Below are 11,524 nucleotides of genomic sequence, written 5' to 3'. Positions count from 1 at the left end.
AAGAGATAGCAGCCGGGTTCTCTATATTATTCTGTTCCTTCAGCAGCGTATTGAAGCCTTATTTGATCGATGGCTATTTTAATCCTAGAGCGCAGCTGACGTTCAACATGGTATTGCTGTCCATTTGTTGTTCGGGCTACAATTTGAATTGTATAATCAGCTGTACCCATATCCTGGATGCCAAGAATCTCGGGTCCCATTAGGATATCTTCATCTTTTTCGGCCATTGTATGGCATATTTCTTTAATTGATTTTGTGATTTCCTCCAAATTATCTTCTGCTTTAAGTTTAATTTCCACCATAGCTCTCATAGCTCCACGTGAATGATTGCTTAGTATGGCAATTTGTCGATTGGGAATATAGTGGAGGCTTCCGTCATAACCTCTTATTTGGATTGTTTTAAGTCCGACTACTTCTACAACGCCTTTAATAACTCCTATTGTCACTTCATCCCCAACATCAATCTGTTTTTCGAGCAGGATAAAGAAGCCGGTTACTACATCACTCACTAATCCCTGGGCCCCAAAGCCGACCGCTAAACCAACGATTCCGGCACCGGCTAGAATCGCACTAACGTTGATTCCTAACATTTCCAGGATGGTGACTATTAAGATAAATATAAAGACGTACCCAAAAGCGTTTTTCGTTAAGGATTCCAATGTTTTCGTACGGTTCTCAGAAAGATTCTCTTTGGCCTGCATGCGCGAGAAAATCTTTTCAATGATTTTAAAAGTAAACGTGCGTATTACTTTATAGATTAAATAAAATAAAAAGATTTTTAGAACCCAAATTCCAATATCGAAAAGCCAGGTTTCCCACTTGAGATCTGAAAATTTAAAACCCATTATGAACGAATTCTCCATTAAACCAATCCTTTCCTAACAACTTCTTTATTGATATAAACGGAAGTATTCAATTATGATAGATACAATTTTTTTGGTATACTATAACCTTCATCTTGAAGGAAAATGTATGCAGCCTTTTACTATCATAATAGAATAATATAGATATACCATAAAGGAAGTTGAATGATTTGCCAAGTGAAAGGTAAAATGTTTGAAAAGACATAATCATTATTCAACATAAACTGATACAATGATAAAGTTATAGATAATAAAGCTTGCTTTTATCAATTTCTACACATTTTAAATATTGACCCTTGAGTTATGTTACTGGTGTGTTCATAGCCACTTTTACTATTTTCCCAAAAAGTTTGGTTGAAAATACTGTAAACATTTAACCGGATTATGTATTATTTGCATATGTGATATTTATTTTGGATATATATTGGAATTTTAGGCGAAAAGAGGGTTCGTTGATTGGAAATCAATCGGTGATTAATAGTTCCGTGGGACATTCAAGAAACATGTGAAGAATGAAGAGCGGTTCTCTCTTTCCGGTAAATAGTATGGATAGGTAATAATCACTTTATAAAACTAAAAAGGAGGCGTCGTAACCTTGAATTTTGAACTGCTGACAATAACGGTATTATGGTCCTTCCTTTATGTATATGTCATAATTGCTTCCATTGAGTTTGGGGTTGGTTTTTTTACATATTATGGTCGTTTTAAAGGTAAGCAGGTGGGAATTCCTAAATCGACAGGTCATTATGATCCACGACTCTGGCATATTACGATTATTTTCTTTATATTTTTTGTGGCAGGATTAATTGGATTTTTTCCGGATACATTTAATTATTTTGGCAGAGCATTGGTTCTACCAGGGCTGGTCGTTTTATTACTGGTAGTCATCAGATTTATGGCACATTTTTTGTATAAAAAAGGGAACAAAACAAGCTGGTCATTTTTGTTCGTTTATGTTTCGACTGGGATCCTTATTCCTGCCTCTTTATCCATTGGGCTTACGATATCTGAGGGAGGTTTTATAAAAAAAGAAGGAGAACGAGTGTTTCTCCTGGTAAAAAAATTGTTCCTCAGTCCTTATTCCTGGAGTGTCGTGTTTCTGACAATTGTAAGTGTATTGTTTATAAGCGCCGTATTCTTGCTCTATTATAAGGAAAAGTCTAATGATAAGGAGGCAAGTATGACTGTGCGAGGCTATGCTCTTTTTTGGAGTGTTCCTACGATCATTGCAGTTGCTTTAGCGACTATTTCATTAAGGGGACATAATTTGCGTCATTTTCAAAATGCTCTGGAGATTTGGTGGTTATTTGCGCTTTCTTTAATTAGCTTTATGGCTGCCCTATACTTAATCATTCGAAATAAAAGACATGGTTTAGCATTTATATTTGTATTACTTCAGTTTTTGTTTGCTTTCTACGGATATGGTATTTCACATTTGCCTTTTATACTTGATCCGTTCATTACATTGGACTCGTTTAATGGGAGCCACTTATGGTTAACATTAGGATGCTTATTGGTAATCGGATTATTGCTTCTGACTCCATTTACTCTATTGATCAATAAAATGTTATTCCGAACAAAATGAAAAACGCGAGTACCTGTTAAGGTACTCGCGTTTGTGCTTTTTATACTTCCATGATAATAGGCAGAATCATCGGACGTCTTTTGGTTCTTTCGTATAAGAAAGGTCCGAGTGTGTCTGTAACTTGATTTTTAATTTCAGACCATTGTGTAGTCTTACGTGCCATGATTTTATTTAAATGCTGAGTGATTAGGTTTTGAGCATCGTTAATCAGATCTCCTGATTCACGCATATAGACGAACCCGCGAGAAATGATATCCGGCCCAGCAGCAATTTTGAACTCTTTCATATTGATGCTGACAACAACTATCACAAGACCTTCTTCTGAAAGAATACGACGGTCGCGAAGGACGATATTTCCAATGTCCCCGATTCCGCTTCCATCAATATAGACATTGCCGGAAGGTACCTTGCCAGCAACGGTAGCACTATCCTGAGTAAGTGCCAGCACTTCACCGTTGTCCATGATAAAGCAATTTTCCTCCAAGACACCGCAATCCACAGCTGTTTGTACATGTGTTCGCTGCATGCGGTATTCTCCATGGATTGGCATAAAGAACTTAGGCTTCATCAATCTGAGCATTAATTTTTGTTCTTCCTGTCCACCATGGCCAGATGTATGAATATTACTTAAAGGACCATGAATGACATCGGCTCCAGCACGGAATAACATATTAATGGTGCGTGATACACTAACCGTATTACCTGGTATTGGTGATGATGAGAATACAACTGTATCACCAGGATTAATCTGGATTTGTCTGTGAGTACCGTTTGCAATTCTAGATAAGGCAGCCATCGGTTCACCCTGTGAACCAGTACAAAGAATCGTTACTTCGTTTGCCGGTAATCTATTTAATTGCTGAGTATCAATAAATGTTTCTTTTGGTGCGGTAATATAACCAAGTTGAAGTCCAATTTCGATGGCATTTTCCATACTGCGACCAAAAACGGCTACTTTCCTGTTGTTTTGTACAGCTGCTTCTGTAACTTGCTGCAGGCGATGAATATTCGAAGCAAAGGTTGCGAAAATAATGCGTCCTTCTACTTTTCGGAATATATCATGTATACTTTCGCCAACTTTACGCTCAGACATAGTGAAATTAGGGATTTCACTATTTGTACTGTCTGAGAGAAGGCATAGAACACCTTCTTTACCGATTTCAGCCATTTTAGTTAAATTGGCAGGTTCTCCAACCGGAGTAAAATCGAACTTGAAATCACCGGTATGTACAATATTGCCCTGTGGTGTTTTAACCACAATGCCGTATGCATCCGGGATACTGTGAGTGGTACGATAGAAAGTAACAGATGTTTTCCGGAACTTGATCACATCGTCCTCTTTAATTTCATGGATAATGGCTTGTCTTAGTAAACCGTGTTCTTCTAATTTCTTCTTTACTAATCCAAGTGCCAATTTGCCTCCATAAAGTGGAATATTCACTTGCTTTAGTAAATAAGGTATCCCGCCAATATGATCCTCATGACCATGAGTAATAAACAAACCTTTAATCTTGTCCGCGTTTTTTACGATATAGGAATAATCCGGTATGACATAATCAATGCCAAGTAATTCATCTTCCGGAAACTTTATTCCGGCGTCAATTAGAATAATTTCATCCTGGAATTGAACGCCATATGTGTTTTTGCCGATTTCGCCTAGCCCTCCGAGGGCGAAAACAGCTGTTTGGTCGTTCTTGACAAATTTCATATATTATTTGGTCTCCGTAATATGGAAATCTGGATTCTGTTTTTCAAATTCCAAATATTCATCTTTAAGAACTTGAACAAATTCAATATTGTATGGAAGGCTTTTTAACTTTTGGCGGACATCTCTTTCCGATTCCCCTTCAACGTAAATAGATTTAGTATTTTCGCGAACGGGTGTCTCAGCTGCGTTCTCCTGAAAAAAAACTTTAAAAATCATGTAAATCTCTCCTAACTTACTCTTGTAAAATTTATAAATAAAGAGGTGGCAAGGAGCAACAACCAGGCCACCTTATCTATTGATATTCATCTTAGACTGTCGGTCTAAACAGTTCATCATCTCTATTATAAGAAAATTTCCTAACATTTGCATGTTTAAACAATTTTCTTTAAGGACTGTTATCTACTTTACCGTATAGAATAAGCCCTCCGCAAGGATATTTGAAGGGCTTTTCAAAAAATTATGCAATTGATTTCCTGCCCATCAGGTCTTTCCATTGTTTGAGAAGCTTTTTTCTGAGCTTTTTTAACATGGCTGACCATCTCCTTTATCTATTATTTTAATGGTAATTAAGCGTTTGGTAAATATGCTTGAGGGATATAAGTACCTAAACGTAAAAATAAATTTATCGTCCCACTCATAAATAGTATATGCTTGGATTCAAAAGCTTATATTGTAATTTATTTACAATCGCGTCTGATTCATAATCTAAGTATAACTAATATCTTTAACCGTTACTATTTTTCCTGAAGAGTCAAGATAACTAATCATAGCTGTTTTCCTGTTGTATGAGATTCCTCATGCAGAGGTTTACTATTTATTATGATAGTATGATTGTAGACAATAATACGTTATATATAGTATTGCGCATCTGGGAGGAAATGTTTATGGGTAAAATTGTATTTTTTGACATTGATGGGACACTTCTAAATTCTGAAAAGAAATTACCGGAATCCACTAAGGAAGCAATCCATTTACTTAGAAAAAATGGGACATACGTTGCAATAGCGACAGGTAGGGCACCTTTTATGTTCAGCCATCTTATTCATGAACTGGAAATCGACTCTTTTGTCAGCTTTAATGGTCAATATGTTGTTTTTGAGCATGAGATGATTTATAAAAACCCTCTATCTCAATCACAATTAGAAAAATTAACGAGAGAAGCAAAGGCGAATGGTCACTCCATGATCTATATGAATGAGAAAACAATGAAAGCCAACGTTACACATGATCCCTTTATAGAAGAGAGTATGGGATCTCTTCATTTTCCACATCCCGAGGAAAAGGGAGACTTTTATAAAAATCATGAAATTTACCAAGCTCTTTTATTTTGTGAGGAACATCATACGTCTCTTTATGAAGGAAACTATTCGGATCTGCAATTCATACGCTGGCATCCATATGCAATGGATGTAGTACCAAATGGAGGGTCAAAAGCTAAAGGAATTGAGTATGTGATTGAGCGCAAGGGATTCTCTATGGATGAAATTTATGCATTTGGTGATGGATTAAATGATCTTGAAATGATTAAGGCAGCAGGTACGGGTGTGGTCATGGGAAATGGTGTACCGCTGTTAAAGAAAGAAGCGGACTTTATTACAAAAAGCGTAGATTCAGATGGGATTTATTACGGATTAAAGGAATTAAAGCTTATATAAATTTGTTAGTAATCAGCAACTGACTAGTCATAAAATAGGGCAGAGCGGTTTAGCCACATAGTTTCTATAAATAAGTGAACAAAAAAAGACTGTAGACCAACCTAAATAGGGAAAATGTCTACAGTCACAGCCGGTGATTAATCACCGGTTTTTATTTTTCAATGGCTACCGCATTGTCTAAATGGGCAAATGGATCTTTAGGATTTATATGATCATAGAACATGACTCCATTTAAATGATCAATTTCATGCTGAATAATAATGGCCATCATGCCGCTTAATCTTAAAGTAATCTCTTCCCCCTCAAGCGTATAAGCTTGTACTTTTACTTTATTGTAACGGGGAACATAGCCTGGTATGGCACGATCTACTGATAAACAGCCTTCTCCGGTACTTAAATAAGCCTTCTGAACAGAATGGCTAATAATTTTTGGATTAAAGAGAGAATAGCTATGGAGCTTATTTTTATCGTCTGTAGCGTGAATGGCAATCATTCGTTTTGAAATATTAATTTGAGGAGCTGCCAGCCCAACCCCAGGACGTAGACCGTATTTTTCTGCTTTTACTGGATCCTGGCTGTTTTGTACATATTCCATTAAGCTTTTGAGAATTTCTTGGTCTTCTTTGGAAGGCGGAATTTGTACTTCCCCCGCTCTTTTTCGTAGAGTGGGATGCCCTTCTCTGATAATATCTTGCATTGTAATCATTATTTCACCTCATAAAACTGTCCATTTATACTCTATAGTCTATCAAACCTTGCATAAAAAGTTAATTATGACTTCTGTAATCTTAACAAACATATAAGGGGTCTGTACGCCTTACTTATCTTTACGTAGTAGCGTATTTTAAGTTTAGGAATTAATCAATAGCAATCATACTACAATATATTACCTTATATTTAGATTACTAAGTAATTTCGGGGGTATTACTCCTATTATATATGTTATTTGTTGTCAAAATATTTCCATTTCGTTATAGTAAAGTAGGGATAGATAGGAGTGCTAATCATGGAAAAATACAAAAAAATTATTACACTTACAGGTATGTTAGTAGTAATCCTTGCATTAACAGGATGTCTAAACAATAGCAGTCCAGAAGAGAAAATTTATGATACTCTGGAGGAAGTGGCTGCATTGGAGGAAGACTTCCAAAAACAACAAGAGCCGCTTCAAAAGCTGGAGGAAGAAGATAATGAACTGTATGGAAAGATTATACAATTGGGTATGAAGGAAATAGAAGAAATACAATCATTATCAAATGATGCTATTAAAGGAATAGAAGAAAGACAAGCGTTAATGAAGAAGGAAAAAGAAGCTATCGATAAAGCTAAGGAACAATTTAAGGATTTAAATGGTCATATAAACGATCTTGAAGACTCATCCTTAAAAGCAGAAGCGAATGAATTAAAGGATACAATGACGAAAAGATATGATGAGTATGATGAACTGTATAAACATTATACAAAGAGTCTTACACAGGAGAATGAGTTATACACACTCTTTAAAAAAGAGGATGTGACCAAAGAAGATTTACAAGAACAAATTGAGAAAATCAATGAAACGTATAATTCACTGATGAACTCAAACAAAAAATTTAATGACTTAACGAATGAATATAATGAACAAAAGATTGCTTTCTATAAAAGGGCAAAACTAGATGTTGATACAGAATAAGAAAAAGCCATCAGGAGTGATGGCTTTTTTTATAGAAATTCCAGGTTGTCGATAATCAATTCGATAAGTTTTGGTATGTTTTGTTAAGTAGTAAAACCTAATTGATTTTTGACCAGTATCGAGTATGATTATTTTTATTATAATTTAAAAATGGTTATTAGGTTTTATACATTTAGTATTGCATGTTTAATAAGGTTAGTTATTTTGCCCATATTACTTTAGTTTAGGGGATTATAAATACAGAAAGTTCATCTTTGTAAGCGCTTTTTCCACATTCTGTATTAGTATAAAAAAATATTAATGTATAACAGTTTGTCGTTAAAGAAAGTTTGTGAAAATGTTTACATACTCGAATCATATAAGTTGACGGCAATTATTTAAATCGTGTAAACTTTAACCATTGATACAGTTGTACTACTTTTTATCAAGAGGAAACTAATACAGTTATCTAATGGTTTAGGTGTGGAAAACTGGCATTATGATAATTTAAAGATGGATATTTAACCATTTATAGAAAGGAAGATGTGAATCCTATGGCTTCTAAACAACAGAAAGTCCTTATTGAGGCAGAGAAGCAGTTGGAAAGCGTTAGCGACCAGTTCAAGACGTTGCAAATTTTAAATGAAGAGGGAGAAGTCGTAAATAAATCAGCTATGCTTGATTTAAGCGATGAACAGCTTCAAGAATTAATGAGAAGAATGGTTTACACTCGTATTCTTGATCAACGCTCTATCTCTTTGAATAGACAAGGTCGTCTTGGTTTCTATGCTCCAACTGCTGGACAAGAAGCTTCACAATTGGCATCTCAATTTGCTTTGGAAAAAGAAGATTTCATTTTACCTGGTTACCGAGATGTACCACAAATGATTTGGCATGGTCTTTCATTGACTCAAGCCTTCTTGTTCTCTCGTGGCCATTTTGCTGGAAATCAAATTCCTGCAGACGTTAATGTGATTTCTCCGCAAATCATCATTGGTGCACAATATATCCAATGTGCAGGTGTAGCTCTTGGTATGAAGAAAAATGGAGCGAAATCTGTTGCAATCACATATACAGGTGACGGCGGTGCTTCCCAAGGTGATTTCTACGAGGGAATCAACTTTGCTGGTGCATTTAAAGCTCCTGCAATCTTTATCGTTCAAAATAACCGTTTTGCGATTTCTACACCGGTTGAAAAACAATCAGCTGCTAAAACAATCGCTCAAAAAGCAATGGCTGCCGGTATCCCAGGTATTCAGGTAGACGGTATGGATCCATTAGCTGTTTACACTGCAGTTAAAGAGGCACGCGAAAGAGCAATTAATGGAGAAGGTCCTACTTTAATTGAAACTTTAACTTATCGTTATGGTCCACATACAATGGCTGGTGATGATCCAACACGTTACCGTACAGCTGACCTTGATAACGAGTGGGAGAAAAAAGATCCACTTGTTCGTTTCCGTAAATTCCTAGAAGGAAAAGGACTATGGAGCGAAGAGAAAGAAAATGAAGTAATTGAACAAGCAAAAGAAGATATCAAAGTTGCTATTAAAGAAGCGGATAATACTCCAAAACAAAAAGTAACTGATTTAATTATGAATATGTATGAAGAGCTTCCATACAACCTAGAAGAACAATATGAAATTTACAAAGAAAAGGAGTCGAAATAAGCCATGGCCCAAATGACGATGATTCAAGCCATCACTGATGCATTACGTACTGAAATGCGTAATGATCCTAAAGTTCTCGTTTTTGGTGAGGACGTAGGAGTAAACGGTGGTGTCTTCCGTGCTACTGAAGGATTACAAAAGGAGTTTGGAGAAGACCGCATCTTTGATACCCCTTTAGCTGAATCTGGTATTGGTGGATTGGCAATTGGACTTGGATTGCAAGGATTCCGTCCTGTTCCTGAAATCCAATTCTTCGGCTTCGTATTCGAAGTTATGGACTCTATTGCTGGTCAAATGGCTCGTATGAGATATCGCTCCGGTGGTACTTATACTTCACCAATTACAATCCGTTCACCATTTGGTGGTGGTGTACATACACCTGAGATGCATGCAGACAGCCTTGAAGGTTTAATGGCTCAAACACCAGGTGTAAAAGTGGTTATTCCATCTACACCTTATGATGCAAAAGGTTTGTTAATCTCTGCTATCCGTGATAACGATCCGGTAATCTTCTTAGAACACATGAAATTATACCGTTCTTTCCGTCAAGAAGTACCTGAAGGGGAATATACAATTCCATTAGGTAAAGCTGATGTGAAACGTGAAGGTACTGATCTTTCTATTATTACTTATGGCGCAATGGTTCAGGAATCACTTAAAGCTGCAGAGCAACTTGAAAAAGAAGGTGTATCTGCAGAAGTAATCGATTTAAGAACAATTAGCCCGCTTGATATTGATACAATTATTGCATCTGTTGAGAAAACTGGACGCGCAATTGTTGTACAAGAAGCACAAAAACAAGCAGGTATTGCTGCTCAAGTTGTTGCTGAAATCAACGACCGTGCCATTCTAAGCCTGGAAGCACCAGTATTGCGTGTAACTGCTCCTGATACAGTATTTGCATTCTCTCAAGCTGAGCCTATATGGTTGCCAAATCATAAAGATGTACTTGAAACTGCAAAAAAAGTTTTAGAATTTTAACATAACAGGAGATGCTTTCGTGGCATTTCCTGACTAACACAACCATAACTTTAAAAACTGAAAAGAAAGAGGAGGAAGAAAAGCCATGGCTTTTAAATTTAAACTCCCGGATATCGGCGAAGGTATACATGAAGGTGAAATAGTAAAATGGTTTATTAAACCAGGTGATAAAGTACAGGAAGATGACGTACTGTGTGAAGTGCAAAATGACAAATCTGTTGTTGAAATTCCATCTCCAGTAGAAGGTACTGTTCAAGAAGTATTAGTTGAAGAAGGTACTGTAGCAGTAGTTGGTGATGTACTTGTAACTTTTGATGCACCAGGTTATGAAGATGTACAATTTAAAGGTGATGAGCACGGTGAAGAAAAAACTGAAGCTCAAGTTCAATCTACTTTAGAAAGCGGACAAGACCTTAAGAAAGAAGCAGCAGCTCCAGCAAACTCTGATACTCCAACTGGTGCAGGTTCACAGCCACAAGCAGAAGAAACTGCAAGTGACCGTGTAATCGCAATGCCATCTGTTAGAAAATTTGCTAGAGAAAACGGTGTGGATATTCACAAGGTTAAAGGCACAGGCAAAAATGGCCGTGTATTAAAAGAAGATATCCAAGCATTTATGAATGGTGGACAAGAAAGTGCGCCTGTACAAGAAGCTCCTGCTGCCAAAGAAGATTCTAAACCAGCTGCAGCGGCTATTCCTGCAGGAGAATATCCTGAAACTCGTGAAAAAATGAGTGGAATTCGTAAAGCTATTTCTAAAGCGATGGTTAACTCTAAACATACAGCTCCACACGTTACATTGATGGACGAAGTAGATGTGACTAAATTGGTTGCTCACAGAAAGAAATTCAAAGAAGTTGCAGCTGAAAAAGGAATTAAGCTAACATTCCTTCCTTACGTTGTTAAAGCTTTAACAAGTGCATTAAGAGAGTACCCAGCATTAAATACATCTCTTGATGATGCTACACAAGAAATTATCCATAAACACTATTACAATATCGGTATTGCAGCTGATACTGAAAAAGGACTTCTTGTACCTGTAGTTAAAGATGCAGATCGTAAATCTATGTTTGCTATCTCTAATGAAATCAACACACTTGCCGGAAAAGCTCGTGATGGTAAATTAGCTCCTAATGAAATGAAGGGTGCTTCTTGCACAATTTCAAATATCGGTTCTGCCGGTGGACAATGGTTCACACCAGTTATTAACCACCCAGAAGTTGCGATTCTTGGAATCGGACGTATTGCAGAAAAACCAATCGTTCGTGATGGTGAAATTGTAGCTGCTCCTGTATTATCATTATCTTTAAGCTTTGACCACCGTATGATTGATGGAGCTACTGGTCAAAATGCATTAAATCACATTAAACGTTTATTAAATGACCCAGAATTATTATTGATGGAGGGATAA

General features: G+C 36.5%; 10 protein-coding genes. 6 read left to right on the top strand and 4 right to left on the bottom strand.

Annotation, left to right across the window (positions count from 1 at the left end; translation table 11 throughout):
* Positions 1–26 precede the first annotated feature (26 nt).
* The gene (locus A8L44_RS02200) at positions 27–845 is read right to left on the bottom strand and encodes a mechanosensitive ion channel family protein (protein WP_066100873.1); all 819 of its coding nucleotides are present in this window, start codon (positions 843–845) and stop codon (positions 27–29) included.
* Positions 846–1,458: 613 nt separating this feature from the next.
* Here A8L44_RS02200 and A8L44_RS02195 point away from each other — a divergent pair.
* Entirely contained in the window at positions 1,459–2,448 is a 990-nt protein-coding gene (locus A8L44_RS02195; RefSeq protein ID WP_066100870.1) for a cytochrome d ubiquinol oxidase subunit II, read from the top strand.
* Between the two features lie 40 nt (positions 2,449–2,488).
* Here the strand turns inward: A8L44_RS02195 and rnjA are convergent, their stop codons facing one another.
* Together rnjA and A8L44_RS02185 are read right to left on the bottom strand one after the other, a co-directional pair.
* On the bottom strand, positions 2,489–4,156 hold the full coding sequence (gene rnjA, locus A8L44_RS02190; protein ID WP_066100868.1) for a ribonuclease J1: 1,668 nt from the start codon (positions 4,154–4,156) through the stop codon (positions 2,489–2,491).
* Between the two features lie 3 nt (positions 4,157–4,159).
* Positions 4,160–4,372, bottom strand: coding sequence for a DNA-dependent RNA polymerase subunit epsilon (locus A8L44_RS02185; protein ID WP_066100864.1), 213 nt, complete (start codon positions 4,370–4,372; stop codon positions 4,160–4,162).
* Positions 4,373–5,040: 668 nt separating this feature from the next.
* Between A8L44_RS02185 and A8L44_RS02180 the strand changes: the two genes are divergently transcribed.
* On the top strand, positions 5,041–5,811 hold the full coding sequence (locus A8L44_RS02180) for a Cof-type HAD-IIB family hydrolase (RefSeq protein ID WP_066100860.1): 771 nt from the start codon (positions 5,041–5,043) through the stop codon (positions 5,809–5,811).
* Positions 5,812–5,962: 151 nt separating this feature from the next.
* Here A8L44_RS02180 and def read toward each other — a convergent pair whose 3' ends face one another.
* Positions 5,963–6,517: a peptide deformylase gene (gene def / locus A8L44_RS02175; protein WP_066100859.1), complete on the bottom strand. Its 555-nt coding sequence runs from the start codon at positions 6,515–6,517 to the stop codon at positions 5,963–5,965.
* Positions 6,518–6,817: 300 nt separating this feature from the next.
* Here def and A8L44_RS02170 point away from each other — a divergent pair, with 300 nt between their 5' ends.
* The 4 genes from A8L44_RS02170 to A8L44_RS02155 all read left to right on the top strand — a co-directional run bounded on the left by A8L44_RS02170 (position 6,818) and on the right by A8L44_RS02155 (position 11,524).
* Positions 6,818–7,483 carry a YkyA family protein gene (locus A8L44_RS02170; RefSeq protein WP_066100857.1) on the top strand — a complete coding sequence of 222 codons (666 nt, stop codon included), beginning with the start codon at positions 6,818–6,820 and terminating at the stop codon, positions 7,481–7,483.
* A gap of 533 nt (positions 7,484–8,016) precedes the next feature.
* Positions 8,017–9,132: a pyruvate dehydrogenase (acetyl-transferring) E1 component subunit alpha gene (gene pdhA / locus A8L44_RS02165; protein ID WP_066100854.1), complete on the top strand. Its 1,116-nt coding sequence runs from the start codon at positions 8,017–8,019 to the stop codon at positions 9,130–9,132.
* A gap of 3 nt (positions 9,133–9,135) precedes the next feature.
* Positions 9,136–10,113 carry an alpha-ketoacid dehydrogenase subunit beta gene (locus A8L44_RS02160; protein WP_066100851.1) on the top strand — a complete coding sequence of 326 codons (978 nt, stop codon included), beginning with the start codon at positions 9,136–9,138 and terminating at the stop codon, positions 10,111–10,113.
* 85 nt (positions 10,114–10,198) lie between these two features.
* Positions 10,199–11,524, top strand: a complete 1,326-nt coding sequence (locus A8L44_RS02155; RefSeq protein WP_066100849.1) for a dihydrolipoamide acetyltransferase family protein — start codon at positions 10,199–10,201, stop codon at positions 11,522–11,524.

Source organism: Bacillus sp. FJAT-27986, assembly GCF_001685035.1.
Taxonomy (GTDB): Bacteria; Bacillota; Bacilli; order Bacillales; family Pradoshiaceae; genus Pradoshia.
The sequence above is the reverse complement of the archived record's forward strand: the minus strand, read 5'-3'. Positions and strand labels throughout refer to the sequence as shown.

Bases quoted from the DNA above. Each gene is read 5' to 3' on its own strand.
- A8L44_RS02200 (WP_066100873.1), bottom strand. From the start codon at position 845: ATGGGTTTTAAATTTTCAGATCTCAAGTGGGAAACCTGGCTTTTCGAT.
- rnjA (WP_066100868.1), bottom strand. From the start codon at position 4,156: ATGAAATTTGTCAAGAACGACCAAACAGCTGTTTTCGCCCTCGGAGGG.
- A8L44_RS02185 (WP_066100864.1), bottom strand. From the start codon at position 4,372: ATGATTTTTAAAGTTTTTTTTCAGGAGAACGCAGCTGAGACACCCGTT.
- A8L44_RS02180 (WP_066100860.1), top strand. From the start codon at position 5,041: ATGGGTAAAATTGTATTTTTTGACATTGATGGGACACTTCTAAATTCT.
- def (WP_066100859.1), bottom strand. From the start codon at position 6,517: ATGATTACAATGCAAGATATTATCAGAGAAGGGCATCCCACTCTACGA.
- A8L44_RS02170 (WP_066100857.1), top strand. From the start codon at position 6,818: ATGGAAAAATACAAAAAAATTATTACACTTACAGGTATGTTAGTAGTA.
- pdhA (WP_066100854.1), top strand. From the start codon at position 8,017: ATGGCTTCTAAACAACAGAAAGTCCTTATTGAGGCAGAGAAGCAGTTG.
- A8L44_RS02160 (WP_066100851.1), top strand. From the start codon at position 9,136: ATGGCCCAAATGACGATGATTCAAGCCATCACTGATGCATTACGTACT.
- A8L44_RS02155 (WP_066100849.1), top strand. From the start codon at position 10,199: ATGGCTTTTAAATTTAAACTCCCGGATATCGGCGAAGGTATACATGAA.